This window comes from Lonepinella sp. BR2474 (genome assembly GCF_051851555.1).
Taxonomy (GTDB): domain Bacteria; phylum Pseudomonadota; class Gammaproteobacteria; order Enterobacterales; family Pasteurellaceae; genus Lonepinella.
In genome coordinates, this window is record NZ_JBPDVH010000005.1 from 83347 (window position 1) to 98948 (window position 15602).

The window sequence follows — 15602 nt, forward strand, 5'->3', positions numbered from 1 at the left end:
CGAAATAAAAAATTTCTTTGTTGATTTTAAAAGAAAAATTTGTGTTATTATAACGACAATTTCGGAACAAAAAATAAAGATAACCCTAATTATAGGCTGAGTTTTATTTTTTACTAACGGAAAATCATTATTTTACCAAATAGGAATAACAAAAATGGCTTTTTCTGAACAAACGTTGTCACAAGATTTACATACGATAAAAGATTATTTACGTTGGGCATACAGTACCTTTAATAGCGAACCCTTATTTTATGGGCAAGGTATGGATAATGCGTGGGACGAGGCCTCTTTATTGGTGTTGACCAGTCTGAATTTACCCTTGGATGTGCCGACGGATTTGTATGATAGTCGTTTAACGCAGACAGAAAAAGCCCAGATCATTGAATTGGTGGCGCAACGGGTAGAGCAGCGTATTCCCACGCCGTATTTAGTGAATACGTCTTGGTTTTGTGGCTTGCCGTTTTATGTGGATGAACGGGTGTTGATTCCTCGTTCGCCGATTGGTGAGTTAATCCAAAATGGCTTTGTGGATTTTGTGGAGCAAGCACCGAGCCGAATTTTAGACATGTGTACCGGTAGTGGTTGCATTGCGATTGCTTGTGCAGATCGTTTTCCTGAAGCGGAAGTGGACGCAGTGGATTTAAGCCGTGATGCCTTGGATGTGGCGGAATATAATATTGAACGGCACGGTTTAACTGAACGGGTGATTCCGATTCAATCGGATTTATTTGCGCAGTTACCGCCAGATCAATATGATTTGATCGTCACCAATCCGCCTTATGTGGATCAAGAAGATTTAGATTGTATGCCAGAGGAATTTTCTCACGAACCAGAATTGGCCTTGGCAGCAGGGGAGGATGGTTTAGATTTGGTGGTTAAAATTCTCGCCGAATCGCCGAAATATCTCAAAAATAATGGCGTGTTAATTTGTGAAGTAGGCAATTCCATGATTCATTTGGAATCTCGTTTCCCTGATGTGCCGTTTCATTGGATTGAGTTTAAAAATGGGGGATTAGGGGTGTTTTCTCTGACGAAAGCGGAATTGGAACAGTATCATCATTTATTTGTTTAACTAAAAAATAAGGGCGAATTCATGTTAAATTCGCCCCAATAGATTAATTCTTTAACAACCCAGAAGAACCCTCTTTATAATCCTTTGGTGGGGCTTCAGGCTCAACTGCCGTGGATTTTTCTGAATTCATAAAACTTTGCAAAAACAAACTTTTGTTGTTCGCATCAGGTAAAAGTTGTTCAGAAGATTTGGCAAGATGACGGTAAATTTTCTGATAATCTTGCGCCAAGGTTTTAAATAAATCGGCACTTTCAGCAAAATGTTTTTCTAATAATTGTTTTTGCGTGTCTAATTCTTGTTTGGTTTGTGACAACTCTTTGGCTGTTTCTGTTTGTTTTTTGACGGAACCCTTGGTTAGGCTAATTAACACGTAAGCTAAAATAAACCCGATAAAGAAACCAATGCCTGCCACTAACCACATTTCATTTGACCAGTTCTGAATATTTTGCATAATGCCCCCTTAATGTTATTGTTAATGCAAGATATAAAACTATTGTCTTATCATAGCGTTAAATTTTGCGTTTGTCTTGTATGATTTTCGTTTTTTGAGAGAAAAGTGCGGTTATTTTTTGTTTATTTTTTCATACATGGCTGGCTTTTCTCTGATAAACCTTGTATAATCGCACGACCCTGTAAATGTAGCGGTTTTCCCACCGCACATTATTTGTCGAGATCGCACTCGAAGGGGTGATGATTGAGATCAATGGTTGTGTTTGAAATTGGTTCAAACACTGGGTATTAATATTTAATATTGGTAATTTAATTAATGAAAACTTTTGTAGCAAAACCAGAAACAGTAAAACGTGACTGGTATGTAGTAGATGCGACAGGTAAAACGTTAGGTCGTTTAGCCACTGAATTAGCTCGTCGCCTTCGTGGTAAACATAAAGCGGAATACACGCCACACGTTGATACTGGCGATTATATCGTGGTAATCAATGCGGAGAAAGTAGCCGTAACAGGTCGTAAAGCAGACGACAAAATTTACTACTGGCACACTGGCTATGTAGGCGGTATCAAACAAGCGACTTTTAAAGAAATGATTGCTCGCCGTCCAGAAGCAGTGATTGAAATTGCGGTGAAAGGTATGTTGCCAAAAGGTCCATTAGGCCGTGCAATGTTCCGCAAATTGAAAGTGTACGCAGGTTCACAACATGAACACGCTGCACAACAACCACAAGTTTTAGATATTTAATCACGGAGCAGAAAAATGACAGCAGCAAATCAAAACTACGGCACAGGTCGCCGCAAAAGCTCTTCAGCTCGTGTATTTATCAAACCGGGCAATGGTAACATCACCATTAACCAACGTTCTTTAGACGTATACTTCGGTCGTGAAACATCACGTATGATCGTACGTCAACCATTAGAACTCGTTGAGTTGACAGATAAATTAGACCTTTACATCACTGTAACTGGTGGTGGTATTTCTGGTCAAGCGGGTGCAATCCGTCACGGTATCACTCGTGCATTGATGGCATACGACGAATCTTTACGTCCAGCATTACGTGCTGCGGGCTTTGTTACCCGTGATGCTCGTCGTGTTGAACGTAAAAAAGTGGGTTTACACAAAGCACGTCGTCGTCCACAATACTCAAAACGTTAATTTTTTATTTTTCGTTTTATACAGAAATTGCAAGTCGAAAGGCTTGCAATTTTTTTGTCTATTTTTGGCGAAAAGCGCGGTGTTTTTTCACATCTTTTTAATAATCATTTTTATTTTAAAATAATAGGAAATAACACTTGCTTTAATAGGGGATTAATGTTTTAATACGCCCCAGCTAGACGATAGTTTATAAAATGCGTTATTAGTTCTTCCGTATCACAAGTTTTAAATTTGTTCTTGGATTTTTATTAATATCAGTTTCTATATCCCTTCTTAGCGTTATTGCTTGCATTTCCAAGCGCAAATTTAAATTTTAAAATATAAGGAAGACAACATGTCTAAATTAAACGGTTCTGTAAAATGGTTCAACTCTGATAAAGGTTTTGGTTTCATCACTCCAGCAAATGGCGGAAAAGATTTATTCGTTCATTTCTCTGGTATCGTGGGTGACAACTACAAAACCTTAAACGAAGGTGACAACGTAGAATATAATGTACAAGATTCTCAACGTGGTCCTGCGGCAATTGATGTTGTTGTGATTAAATAATAAATTATTTATTGCGAATTTTAATCCCCAGATAATTTCTGGGGATTTTTTTATATTGGGTGTTAAATATAGGTTTATAAAATAATGGTTTTATTTTGGAATACAAATAGCCGATCATGAATCGCCAAATCTAATGCACGACTTAATACGGTTTTTTCCACATCACGTCCCGCTTTCATCATCATTTCTGCGGAATAAGTATGATCCACATTGATGACATTTTGCATAATAATCGGGCCTTCATCTAATTCATTATTAATAAAATGTGCGGTTGCCCCAATAATTTTTACCCCACGTTCATAAGCCCGTTTATAGGGATTGGCACCAATAAAGGCCGGTAAAAAAGAATGGTGAATATTGATCACTCGATTTGGATAACGAGCCACAAATTCGGGATTTAATACACGCATATATTTGGCGAGCACAATAAAATCAGGCTGATATTCATCAATTTTGTCGGCCAATAATTTATCATGTTCTACACGGGTTAAATTTTCGTGACTAATACAATGAAAAGGCACATCAAAGCGTTCTACGAGAGAACGTAAATGTTCATGATTGCCAACGACCGCCGCAATATCAAGATCTAAGCCGCCATAATAGGTTTTCATTAATATATCGCCTAAACAATGGGCCTCTTTGGTGACTAAAATTACAATACGTTTTTTTCGGCAACTATCAATTAAACGGCAGTTTGTCCCTTGTGGTAAACTAAAATTTAAATCCGCTAGCAAGGTTTCTTCATTAAAAATACCTTGTAATTCGGTGCGCATAAAGAAATGTTTGGTTTCAAAATCCACAAATTCGTTATTATGTATAATATTTAATTGGTGCTTATAACAAATATTCGTAATCTTTGCGATAAGTCCTTTATCATCAGGACAGTCGGTTAATAAAATTTTATTTTCAATCATATGCGTTTTCTTTGTATTGGAGATAAATAAAACCCATTAATTAATGGGTTTTATCGGAAAAGTGAGGCGAATTAGATTTTAAAATCGTCTAAGGATTTTCCCGCATCTAAGGCATTTTTAATGGCTTTCGGCGTACGACCTTGACCACTCCAAGTACGTTGTTCACCATTGTCATCAATATATTGATATTTTGCAGGCAGTGAAGTGCGTTGTTTTTTGACTTTGTTTTCTGCATGATTATCAATTAATTCAGATAAAGAAATCCCTTTTTCTTTCAGTTCAGCTTGATATTTTTTTATCAGTTCTTGACGTGCTTTGATTTCCGCCACTTGCGCCTCGGCTGCTTTACGTTTTTCATCAATAATAAGTTGTAATTTTTCTAAGACTTTTTCCGCTTTGGCTAAGTCAATCGTATTAATTACCGCACGTAAGCTACGTAAGTTAGTTAATACATTTACGAGGTCACTCATATTATATCTCCAGTGATAAGTTAATTTAAAATTAGATATGAATAATCATATCCTTATTATTGTTTTTTGTAAATATTTTGTTTTTTACGGAAATAATGAAAAAATATTTTTGATACCTATTGGCATTTGTCTATTATTGAGGTAATCTTTGCACATCCTACAAATGTAGAGGTGCGGATATTATAAGTATTTTTTCCGAGTGGATAACGATGAAGAAAAAGGAAAGGAATATTCGCCGAAATCAATTAAAAGTCATTTTAATTGGTTGGTGACGTTATCGAAAGAAACGTTACTGTCATAGTCGAGGGTGTAATTTATTACGCCACTTTATTTACTATGGAGCGCTACTGTTAGGGGTGGTTTTTACTGCCTTTATTGCTAAATTATTTTCATTGGTTTTATGATGAAAGTAATGTCAGTGGTTCTCCCTTACTTTAGGTAGAACGTATGGATCTTATCGATTTTTCCTCCTCAATTTGGTCGGTTGTACCGCCATTATTAGCGCTCGGGTTGGCGATTATTACCCGTAAAGTCTTGTTGTCATTAAGTATTGGTATTATTGTGGGTGCTTTAATGCTCACCAATGCTCAGGCGGGGTCAACACTGAGTTATCTTTTTGAACGTGTCTCTTCATTAATTTATGAAGTGGACGAACAAGGTCAGTTTGCTTTCAATGACAGCAATCTTCATATTATTCTTTTCTTATTATTGCTGGGCATTTTAACCGCACTTTTGAGCGTGTCGGGCAGTAATCAAGCCTTTGCAGAATGGGCGCAGAAACGCATTAAAGGACGTCGTGGTGCGAAATTAATGGCGGCCTGTTTGGTGTTTGTGACATTTATTGATGACTATTTTCATAGTTTAGCGGTAGGCGCCATTGCACGTCCGGTGACCGATAAATTCCACGTTTCACGTGCAAAATTGGCTTATATTTTAGACTCCACCGCCGCGCCAATGTGCGTGATGATGCCCGTTTCCAGTTGGGGTGCCTATATTATGACCCTGATTGCGGGCTTATTAGCAGAACATGCTATTACCGGTTATTCGCCATTTAGTGCCTTTATGACCATGAGTGCGATGAATTTCTATGCGATTTTTTCGATGATTATGGTTTTTGTGGTGGCTTATTTTTCTTTTGATATTGGCCCTATGGCTCGTCATGAACAATTAGCGTTAGCACAAGCGACAGAAGAAAGTGAAATGCAAGAGCAAAGCTCGGGGAAAGTGCGCAATTTGGTGTTGCCAATTATCACCTTGATTGTCGCCACCGTAGCAATGATGATGAAAACCGGTAATGATGTGTTAAGTGCAGATGGTAAACCGTTTAGCGTGTTGGGCGCCTTTGAGAATACCACCGTTGGGATTTCCTTGGTGGTAGGGGGTGTTTGTGCCTTAGTGGTATCGAGCTTATTAATTTTAGCTAACCGCAATGTGAGTTTAAACGAATACGGTAAATCTTGGTGGGTGGGTGTGAAATCCATGTTAGGCGCCATTGCCATTTTATTCTTCGCTTGGACGATTAATAAAATTGTGGGCGATATGCAAACGGGGAAATACTTGTCTACCTTAATTTCTGACAATTTAAATCCAGCCTTTTTACCGGCAATCCTCTTTGTTTTAGGGGCGGCCATGGCCTTTTCAACGGGGACGAGTTGGGGAACTTTTGGGATTATGTTACCGATTGCGGCTGCTATTGCGGTGAATGCCTCACCGGAATTATTGTTACCTTGCTTGTCAGCGGTCATGGCGGGGGCGGTATGTGGTGACCATTGTTCACCTGTTTCAGATACCACGATTTTATCCTCAACGGGAGCGAAATGTAACCATATTGATCATGTGACCACACAGTTGCCTTATGCGTTATTAGTGGCATTAGCGACCACCATTGGCTATTTAGTGATCGGTTTCACTCAGTCTGGTTGGTTAGGTTTTATTACGACGGGTGTCGTGTTGTTTATGACGATATTGATCAGTAGAAAACGCTAAAATTGTGAACTGATGAAAATTTTTAAATAAAATTTTATTTTGTTTTGTTTTTATAAAATGCGGCTTTATGTCGCATTTTTTATTTTTTGAGTTATTTTTATTTATTAAATATGGTTATTTTAATAAATTTAGAATTTTATTCTGATTAATTTGAGTTTAATGGCAAAAAAAAGAATAGACAATTAATCAAAATTTAGTACACTGACCTTACAGTGATACCGAACAGGGTACTTGAAGTGAAAAGTGCGGTTAAAATTCGGCAAGAATAATGAGTAAAAACGGAGTGATTTTATGAAGAAATTATCAGGCGCAGAAATGGTTGTGCAGTCGTTGCGTGATCAGGGAGTAAAATTTTTGTTTGGCTATCCAGGTGGATCGGTGTTAGATATTTATGACGCTATCCATACGTTAGGGGGTATTGAGCATGTGTTGGTTCGTCATGAACAAGCCGCCGTGCATATGGCTGATGGTTATGCGCGTTCTACGGGGGAAGTGGGTTGCGTGTTAGTGACTTCAGGCCCAGGGGCGACCAATGCGATTACGGGGATCGCCACCGCCTATGCGGATTCCGTGCCGTTGGTGGTTTTAACGGGGCAAGTTCCCTCTAATTTAATTGGCACCGACGCATTCCAAGAGTGCGATACCATTGGGATTACCCGCCCTGTGGTGAAACACAGCTTTATTATTCAATATCCTGAACAGATTCCAGAAATCATTAAAAAAGCCTTTTATATTGCCTCTACGGGGCGACCGGGTCCTGTGGTGATTGATATTCCTAAAGATATGGTCAATCCGGCGAATAAATATCCTTATGAATATCCAAAAGAGGTGAGCTTACGTTCTTATAACCCAAATTCGCAAGGTCATAAAGGGCAAATTAAAAAAGCCTTAAAAGCCTTATTGGTGGCGAAAAAACCGGTGTTGTACGTAGGCGGCGGGGTGGTGATTAACAACAGCAGTGACAAAGTACGTCAATTTGCCAAATTATTAAATTTACCGGTGACGTCGTCCTTAATGGGATTGGGAGCGTATCCCTCAACGGATCGCCAATTCTTAGGTATGCTTGGCATGCACGGGACTTATGAGGCCAACTGTGCCATGCACGATTCCGATTTGATTTTAGGGGTTGGGGTACGCTTTGATGATCGTACCACCAACAATGTAAAAAAATATTGTCCACATGCCAAAATCATTCAAATTGATATTGACCCAACCTCAATTTCAAAAAATATTCCGGCCGCCATTCCGATTGTTGGCAGTGTGGATAATGTGTTTAGTGAATTTTTAGCCTTATTACAAGATGAAAATTTAGCCAAATCTCAATCGGATTTAACGGAATGGTGGCAACAAATCGCTCAATGGAAAGCGAAAAAATGCCTTGAATTTGACCGCACTTCGAAAGAAATTAAGCCACAAGCGGTAATCGAAACCATTTATCGCTTAACCAAAGGCGACGCTTATATTGCCTCTGATGTGGGACAACATCAGATGTTCGTGGCGTTACATTATCCCTTTGATGAACCACGCCGTTGGATCAACTCAGGCGGTGCAGGCACCATGGGCTTTGGTTTGCCGGCAGCGATTGGGGTGAAATTTGCGCACCCAGACAGCACCGTGGTGTGTGTAACGGGGGATGGCAGTATTCAAATGAATATTCAAGAACTGTCCACCGTCAAACAATATGACACGCCCGTTGTGATTGTGAGCTTAAATAACCGTTTCTTAGGCATGGTGAAACAATGGCAAGATTTGATTTATTCAGGTCGCCATTCGCAAGTGTATATGAATTCGTTGCCTGATTTTACGAAATTAGCCGAGGCCTACGGACATGTGGGGATTCAAATTAATCACGCTGATGAATTAGAAGAAAAACTCACCCAAGCCTTTGCCATTAAAGATAAATTAGTCTTTGTGGATGTGTTGATCGACGCCACCGAAAATGTGTATCCAATGCAAATACGGGGTGGGGCAATGAATGAAATGTTGTTAGGCGCACCAGAAAAAGAATAAGGAGAAACAAAATGCGTAGAATTTTATCAGTATTATTAGAAAATGAATCTGGTGCCTTATCCCGTGTGGTCGCCTTATTTTCACAACGTGCGTTTAACATTGAAAGTCTAACCGTGGCGCCCACAGATGATCCGACCCTTTCACGGATGACCATTGAAGCCTCGGGTGATGAACAAGTATTAGAACAAATTGAAAAGCAATTACATAAACTGGTTGATGTGTTTAAAGTGATCAGTTTAAGCGATTGCGATCATGTGGAACGTGAAGTGATGTTGGTTAAAGTACGTGCGACAGGCACGTCACGTGACGAGATCAAACGCTTAGCCGATATTTTCCGAGGTCAAATCGTGGATGTGACAACCAAATCTTATACTGTTCAGCTATCGGGTACCAAAGATAAATTGGATGCGTTTATTCATGCGTTAAAAGAAGAAACCAATGTGTTAGAGATTGTGCGTTCAGGTTTGATTAGCCTTTCTCGGGGCGAAAAAAATATGCTGTAATGAGCGTTTTATTTTATCTTATGATAAAAAAGGGTTCTCAATATGGAGAACCCTTATTTTTCTTAGCGCAACGCTATTCCTGATAGATTTTATTATAAATCTGACTTTCAAATTGTACTAATGGCGCACGTTTGGTTTTATTTTCTAGCTCGCCTGTGGAATAACCATTAATAAACTGCACGAAAGCAATTTTCTCACCACGGGCATTGGTCATAAACCCCGCCAAATTATACACCCCTTTGAGTGAGCCCGTTTTGGCAATCACATTTTTGACGAGAGGAGCCTGAATCAAACTGCCTCGTCCACTAATGGTGCCGTCGACGCCTGCAATTGGGAAAGTTTCCAACAGATGTAATTTATCCTCATTTTTGATCATATATTCTAGGGCTTGTAACATGCTTTCGGGCGCAATAAGATTATGCCGTGATAATCCTGAACCATCTGCCACAATACTGTTGCCAAATTTGATATTGGCTTGTTTGGCTAAAATATTTTTTAATGCCATGGCGCCTAAATTAAAAGAGGCTGGGCGTTGGTAATATCGATAAGCCACGGTGCGGAAAAGGGCATCCGCAATTTGGTTATCGGATTTTTTCATCATTTTTTTCAATAAATCCGGCAGTGGTTTAGAGAAATGTTGAGCTAATAACGTGCCTTTTTGTGGTTGACGTGGAAATTGTACATTGCCCTTAAATTGAATACCTAATCGGTTGAGTTGGCGTTGTATAATTGCCACCGCGTAAGCGCTTGGATCTTGCACAGCAAAGCTCAAACCAAAAGGTTTACTTTGGCGAGCAATACAGCCTTTAATTTGATAACGATTGTTGTCGTTCACCACGGCGTCGATTTGACAAAAACCGGCCTCTTCTTTGCTGACGACTTGGACTTGTCCAAACACTTGAATAGGATATTGTGAGGGCACATTAAATTTCACATTTTCACCCACATTTTGATTCGCATCTAATTCCACATAAAAGCAGTTATTATCGATATTAGCGGCGGCGGGAGGGGCATTAAAACACATGGTTAAATCATTCCAAATCCAACCAATACCTCGGTCATGGCTAGCAAACACGGAAGTGTCTAAAATTAAATTCCCCGTAATATGCTGAATATTTTGTTTTTTAAGTTCAGCCAAGAGATTATAAAGTTGACCACTGGTTAAATCCGGATCCCCCGTGAATTTTACTATTAAATCACCGTTTAAGCTGTTATTTTGCACTTTGCCGTTGGTCAACAAACTCGTTTCAAATTGAAATTGATCGCCTAAGGTTAATTTGGCTGCCAGCGCAGTGAATACTTTTTGTGTGCTGGCGGGGAGCATAAAGGTGCTCGCATGATGTTGTGCCACAATTTGATTAGTTTGCAGATTTTTGGCCACAAAACCTAAACTTGTGCCTTGGGGAAGTTGTTGTGCAATGGTGGGAACATCCACCTGAGCAAAGAGTTGAGAAGAAAAGAGGAGGCTTGTAAATAGCCATTTTTTAGTTAAATTTTTCATTGTTGTGTTTTTGGGGTTGCTATTTTTTGTCAGACGAACAATAATAGCCCCTGAATAAGAGAGAGTAAATATTTTTCTCTATTAACCTGACATTTTTAATAGACTACGACATTGCCATTGCCTAAAAAGCAAATAAAAAACAATGCCGTGGTTTTGTTTTTACCTAAAAAAAGGAAATGGATTGATGTTAAAACAAATTCCAATGACCGTGCGTGGTGCGGCATTATTAAGAGAGGAACTTGATTTCTTAAAAAATACCCGCCGTCCAGAAATTATTAAAGCCATTGCCGAAGCGCGTGAACATGGTGATTTAAAAGAAAACGCAGAATATCATGCGGCCCGTGAGCAACAAGGCTTTTGCGAGGGTCGTATTCAAGAAATTGAGGGCAAACTGGCGAATTGTCAAATTATTGATGTCACCAAAATGCCAAATAATGGTAAGGTGATTTTTGGGGCGACGGTGGTGTTGCTGAATGTCGATACCGAAGAAGAAGTGAGTTATCAAATTGTCGGTGATGATGAGGCGGATATTAAGCAAGGCTTGATCTCGGTAAATTCTCCCATTGCTCGTGGATTGGTTGGCAAAGAGGTTGATGATACCGTGACAATTACCACACCAGGCGGAAAAGTGGAATTTGATATTGTGGAAGTGGAATATAAATAATTAAAATCCCCTCTCCTTGTGGGAGAGGGCTAGGGTGAGGGTTATTTTTTCGGCAACTGAATTTTTTTATCTTCGCTTTGACGATATAACACCACAATGTGGCCAATCGTTTGTACTGCAACGGATTGCGTTTCACGTACAATGGCGTCAATAATCAGTTGTTTAGTGTCACGATCGGCTCCCGCCACTTTGACTTTAATCAGTTCGTGATGATTTAACGCATTGTCAATTTCAGCAAGCACCCCCTCGGTTAATCCGTTACCGCCGAGCATGACGACAGGATTTAAATGATGGGCGAGGCCTTTCAAAAATTGTTTTTGTTTGGTTGATAATGTCATTGACATAAATAATATCCTAATTGTAAAAAAGTGCGGTGAAAAATACCGCAGTTTGGTTGAATTCGGCAATTTTACCCTTATATTAAGGAAACTACCACAAAATTTAAAAGATTATGGGAAGAAAAAGATCGGCAAGTTCAAGCCGTTGGTTAAATGAACATTTTAAAGATCAATTTGTACAGAAAGCGCATAAGCAGAAATTGCGCTCTCGGGCTTACTTTAAACTCGACGAAATTCAGCAAACCGATCGCTTGTTTAAGCAAGGCATGACCGTTGTGGATCTGGGCGCAGCACCCGGTGGTTGGTCGCAATATGTGGTGACCCAAATCGGCGGCAAAGGTCGAGTGATTGCTTGTGATATTTTGGAAATGGATCCGATGGTGGGTGTGGATTTCTTGCAAGGGGATTTTCGTGATGAAAATGTGCTTGCCGCATTATTGGAACGCGTGGGCGAAGCTAAAGTAGATGTGGTGATGTCGGATATGGCCCCCAACTTTAGTGGCATGCCCTCAGTAGATATCCCACGGGCCATGTATTTGGTCGAATTGGCCTTGGATATGTGCAAACAGGTGCTAGCCAACAAAGGCAGTTTTGTGGTGAAAGTGTTCCAAGGCGAGGGATTTGATGACTATTTGCGTGAAATTCGCGCATTATTTAGTGTCGTGAAAGTGCGTAAACCGGAAGCCTCAAGAGAACGTTCCCGTGAAGTGTATATTGTGGCGACGGGTTATAAACATTAATTGCATTGATTGTTTTGATTAATGGTCATTTTATAGTAAGCTAACAACAATTTTTTAACTTTAATAATAATGGGGTCAAACCTTGAACGATATGATTAAAAATCTGGTCCTTTGGGTGGTTATTGCCGTCGTGATGATGACAGCATACCAAGGATTTAATTCAACTGATTCGACGAGTCGTATTGATTACACAACATTTATGACAGATGTGGAAAATCAACAAATTTCCCAAACGAAATTTAATGAAGTCGGGGAAATTTTTGTTACTAAACGAGATGGTACCAAATATACCACCGTATTACCAACCCCATTAGAAGATCGTCAAATTCTCAACGACTTGTTAAAACAAAAAGTCAAAGTTGAGGGTGCGTTGCCAGAACAGCGTAGTTTGTTCTCGCAAATCTTAGTGTCTTGGTTCCCAATGCTATTTTTGGTCGGCGTGTGGGTGTTCTTTATGCGTCAAATGCAAGGCGGTGGCGGTAAGGCCATGAGCTTTGGTAAAAGCCGTGCCAAAATGCTGAATAAAGAGCAAATTAAAACCACCTTTGCTGATGTGGCGGGTTGTGATGAAGCTAAAGAAGAAGTGGGCGAAATCGTCGATTTCTTACGTGATCCAAGTAAATTCCAAAATCTTGGCGGTAAAATTCCGAAAGGCGTATTAATGGTGGGTCCTCCGGGTACAGGTAAAACCTTGATTGCTAAAGCCATTGCGGGCGAGGCAAAAGTGCCATTTTTTACGATTTCGGGATCAGATTTTGTGGAAATGTTTGTGGGCGTGGGGGCCTCTCGTGTCCGTGATATGTTTGAACAAGCGAAGAAAAATGCCCCTTGCTTAATTTTCATTGATGAAATTGATGCCGTTGGCCGTCAACGTGGTGCCGGCTTAGGCGGTGGTCATGATGAACGTGAACAAACGTTAAACCAAATGCTAGTGGAAATGGACGGTTTTGAGGGCAAAGAGGGGATTATCGTGATTGCGGCCACTAACCGCCCAGATGTACTGGATCCCGCCTTGGTTCGTCCGGGTCGTTTTGACCGTCAAGTGGTGGTAGGTTTACCAGACGTTCGGGGTCGTGAGCAAATTCTTAAAGTACATATGCGTAAAGTACCGATTGAAAAAGATGTCGACGCAATGACCCTCGCTCGTGGCACACCGGGCTATTCAGGCGCTGATTTGGCCAACCTTGTGAACGAGGCCGCTTTGTTTGCTGCACGCAGTAACAAACGTGTGGTGACCATGTTAGATTTTGAAAAAGCCAAAGACAAAATCAATATGGGGCCTGAACGTCGCACCATGATTATGACCGACAAACAAAAAGAAAGCACGGCTTATCATGAGGCAGGGCATGCCATTGTGGGTTATTTGGTGCCAGAACATGATCCTGTGCATAAAGTAACCATTATTCCACGAGGCCGTGCCTTAGGGGTGACATTCTTCTTACCAGAAGGCGATCAAGTGAGCATTAGCCAAAAACAATTGGAAAGTAAACTGTCTACGCTTTATGCGGGACGTTTAGCGGAAGATTTGATTTATGGCGAAGAAAATATTTCTACGGGTGCCTCTAATGATATTAAAGTGGCCACCAATATTGCACGTAATATGGTGACCCAATGGGGATTCTCGGATAAACTTGGCCCGATTTTGTATACTGAAGATGATGGTGAAGTTTTCTTAGGACGTTCTATGGCAAAAGCCAAACACATGTCTGATGAAACCGCTCACGTGATTGATGAAGAAGTACGAGCCATTGTAGCGAGAAACTACGATCGTGCCAGACAAATTTTGATCGACAATATGGATATTTTACATGCCATGAAAGATGCCTTAGTAAAATATGAAACCATTGAAGAAGAACAAATTAAACAACTGATGAATCGTGAACCCGTGACGGCACCGAGTGGTTGGGACGACAAGAAACAGGATGAACCGACTCAGCCAGATGCGAAAACATAGGTTCAGACTTCACCTGAAAGTGCGGTGCAAAATGGTGAAGATTCGGATAATCTTTCCGTCTAATTTCAACGAATAATCAATTTAAAATAGGGATCAGTCTTGATCCCTTTTGTTTGGTGTTTTTCTGTCTATTTCGTAAATATTTCGCTATAATATAGCCATTCAATTTCTGAGAACATCATGATGAAACTGCAAGCCAATAATAAAGTCTTAGATTTATCCCAACCGCAAATTATGGGCATTTTAAATTTTACGCCAGATTCTTTTTCCGATAGTGGTCAATTTTTTCAATTAGACAAAGCCTTATTTCAAGTGGAAAAAATGCTTAATGCAGGGGCGAGTATTATTGATATTGGTGGAGAGTCTACTCGCCCTCACGCCGAAGAAGTTTCCGAACAGGAGGAGTTGGCACGAGTTGTGCCATTGGTAGAGGCTGTACGAAAACGCTTTGATTGTTGGATCTCGGTGGATACTTCAAAAGCTGTTGTGATGCAAGAAAGTGCCAAGGTGGGGATGGATATGATTAATGATATTCGTGCTTTACAGGAACCGAATGCTTTAGATACGGCGATAAAATTGGGTTTGCCCACTTGCCTTATGCACATGCAAGGTCAACCTCGCACCATGCAAGCTAATCCACAGTATGAAAATGTGGTGGAAGATGTGCTAAAATTCCTACAAAATCGCACCGCAGTTTTTTTGCAACAGGGTGGAAAGCCAGAAAATGTGATTTGGGATCCCGGCTTTGGATTTGGTAAAACGGTGCAACATAATTTTAAATTATTGCAACAGTTGGCTATTTTTGCCGTACAAGGTTACCCTGTGTTGGCAGGGCTTTCAAGAAAATCCATGTTAGGGGCCGTGTTGGATAAACCCGTAGAAAAAAGATTAATCGGTAGTGTCACAGGCGCATTATTAGCCGCCCAAAATGGCGCAACAATTTTGCGTGTGCATGATGTAGAAGAAACCGCTGATGTGTTGAAGATTTGGCGGGCTATGATGAATGGGTAAACCCTCACCCTAGCCCTCTCCCAGAGGGAGAGGGGATTGTTTTTTTGCGGTAATGACGACAGGGGTCTCGTCTTTGTCGCCTGAAAATAATTCAATTTTTAGGAAAATAGCAAATGGGTAACTCTCACCCTAGCCCTCTCCCAGAGGGAGAGGGGATTGTTTTTTTTTGCGGTAATGACGACTGGGCCCCCGTCTTTGCCGCCTGAAAATCTATAAATTTTTAGGAAAATGGCGTCTGTCTGAGCGTAGCGAGTTCAGCCATTTTCCGTTAAAAAAATTTATAGAT

16 protein-coding genes and 1 riboswitch are annotated in these 15602 nt (G+C 40.3%); of the genes, 11 read left to right on the forward strand and 5 right to left on the reverse strand.

Features of this window, described 5'->3' with window-relative positions:
• The first annotated feature begins 154 nt into the window (after nt 1–154).
• Entirely contained in the window at nt 155–1072 is a 918-nt protein-coding gene (gene prmB, locus ACTG7Q_RS07600) for a 50S ribosomal protein L3 N(5)-glutamine methyltransferase (protein ID WP_439242506.1), read from the forward strand.
• 43 nt (nt 1073–1115) lie between these two features.
• Here prmB and ACTG7Q_RS07605 read toward each other — a convergent pair whose 3' ends face one another.
• Nucleotides 1116–1514, reverse strand: coding sequence for a YhcB family protein (locus ACTG7Q_RS07605; RefSeq protein ID WP_439242615.1), 399 nt, complete (start codon nt 1512–1514; stop codon nt 1116–1118).
• Between the two features lie 324 nt (nt 1515–1838).
• On the opposite strand from ACTG7Q_RS07605, the gene rplM reads away from it, so the two are divergent.
• From rplM to cspE, 3 genes are all read left to right on the forward strand, one after another.
• Nucleotides 1839–2267, forward strand: coding sequence for a 50S ribosomal protein L13 (rplM, locus tag ACTG7Q_RS07610; protein ID WP_439242508.1), 429 nt, complete (start codon nt 1839–1841; stop codon nt 2265–2267).
• 15 nt (nt 2268–2282) lie between these two features.
• Nucleotides 2283–2678, forward strand: a complete 396-nt coding sequence (gene rpsI / locus ACTG7Q_RS07615) for a 30S ribosomal protein S9 (protein ID WP_439242510.1) — start codon at nt 2283–2285, stop codon at nt 2676–2678.
• A 334-nt stretch (nt 2679–3012) separates the two neighbouring features.
• Entirely contained in the window at nt 3013–3225 is a 213-nt protein-coding gene (cspE, locus tag ACTG7Q_RS07620) for a transcription antiterminator/RNA stability regulator CspE (protein ID WP_386685963.1), read from the forward strand.
• A gap of 74 nt (nt 3226–3299) precedes the next feature.
• Here cspE and purU read toward each other — a convergent pair whose 3' ends face one another.
• Nucleotides 3300–4139 carry a formyltetrahydrofolate deformylase gene (gene purU, locus ACTG7Q_RS07625; RefSeq protein ID WP_439242513.1) on the reverse strand — a complete coding sequence of 280 codons (840 nt, stop codon included), beginning with the start codon at nt 4137–4139 and terminating at the stop codon, nt 3300–3302.
• Nucleotides 4140–4210: 71 nt separating this feature from the next.
• On the reverse strand, nt 4211–4609 hold the full coding sequence (locus ACTG7Q_RS07630; RefSeq protein WP_439242516.1) for an H-NS family histone-like protein: 399 nt from the start codon (nt 4607–4609) through the stop codon (nt 4211–4213).
• 158 nt (nt 4610–4767) lie between these two features.
• Nucleotides 4768–4964, forward strand: a riboswitch (Lysine riboswitch).
• Between the two features lie 92 nt (nt 4965–5056).
• On the opposite strand from ACTG7Q_RS07630, the gene ACTG7Q_RS07635 reads away from it, so the two are divergent.
• The 3 genes from ACTG7Q_RS07635 to ilvN all read left to right on the forward strand — a co-directional run bounded on the left by ACTG7Q_RS07635 (nt 5057) and on the right by ilvN (nt 9108).
• Entirely contained in the window at nt 5057–6595 is a 1539-nt protein-coding gene (locus ACTG7Q_RS07635) for a Na+/H+ antiporter NhaC family protein (RefSeq protein ID WP_439242519.1), read from the forward strand.
• A gap of 291 nt (nt 6596–6886) precedes the next feature.
• The gene (locus tag ACTG7Q_RS07640; RefSeq protein ID WP_439242522.1) at nt 6887–8605 is read left to right on the forward strand and encodes an acetolactate synthase 3 large subunit; all 1719 of its coding nucleotides are present in this window, start codon (nt 6887–6889) and stop codon (nt 8603–8605) included.
• 11 nt (nt 8606–8616) lie between these two features.
• On the forward strand, nt 8617–9108 hold the full coding sequence (gene ilvN / locus ACTG7Q_RS07645) for an acetolactate synthase small subunit (protein ID WP_439242524.1): 492 nt from the start codon (nt 8617–8619) through the stop codon (nt 9106–9108).
• A 73-nt stretch (nt 9109–9181) separates the two neighbouring features.
• Here the strand turns inward: ilvN and dacB are convergent, their stop codons facing one another.
• Nucleotides 9182–10609: a serine-type D-Ala-D-Ala carboxypeptidase gene (gene dacB, locus ACTG7Q_RS07650; RefSeq protein ID WP_439242527.1), complete on the reverse strand. Its 1428-nt coding sequence runs from the start codon at nt 10607–10609 to the stop codon at nt 9182–9184.
• A gap of 184 nt (nt 10610–10793) precedes the next feature.
• Between dacB and greA the strand changes: the two genes are divergently transcribed.
• Complete coding sequence (gene greA, locus ACTG7Q_RS07655; RefSeq protein WP_439242529.1) at nt 10794–11273, forward strand: transcription elongation factor GreA; 480 nt, start codon at nt 10794–10796, stop codon at nt 11271–11273.
• A 41-nt stretch (nt 11274–11314) separates the two neighbouring features.
• Here greA and yhbY read toward each other — a convergent pair whose 3' ends face one another.
• Entirely contained in the window at nt 11315–11617 is a 303-nt protein-coding gene (gene yhbY / locus ACTG7Q_RS07660) for a ribosome assembly RNA-binding protein YhbY (protein WP_439242531.1), read from the reverse strand.
• Nucleotides 11618–11724: 107 nt separating this feature from the next.
• On the opposite strand from yhbY, the gene rlmE reads away from it, so the two are divergent.
• The 3 genes from rlmE to folP all read left to right on the forward strand — a co-directional run bounded on the left by rlmE (nt 11725) and on the right by folP (nt 15316).
• A complete protein-coding gene (gene rlmE / locus ACTG7Q_RS07665) occupies nt 11725–12351 on the forward strand; it encodes a 23S rRNA (uridine(2552)-2'-O)-methyltransferase RlmE (RefSeq protein ID WP_439242533.1) in 627 nt (208 codons plus the stop codon).
• A 91-nt stretch (nt 12352–12442) separates the two neighbouring features.
• The gene (ftsH, locus tag ACTG7Q_RS07670) at nt 12443–14305 is read left to right on the forward strand and encodes an ATP-dependent zinc metalloprotease FtsH (RefSeq protein WP_439242536.1); all 1863 of its coding nucleotides are present in this window, start codon (nt 12443–12445) and stop codon (nt 14303–14305) included.
• Nucleotides 14306–14488: 183 nt separating this feature from the next.
• Nucleotides 14489–15316: a dihydropteroate synthase gene (gene folP / locus ACTG7Q_RS07675; RefSeq protein ID WP_439242617.1), complete on the forward strand. Its 828-nt coding sequence runs from the start codon at nt 14489–14491 to the stop codon at nt 15314–15316.
• The last annotated feature ends 286 nt before the right edge of the window (nt 15317–15602 follow it).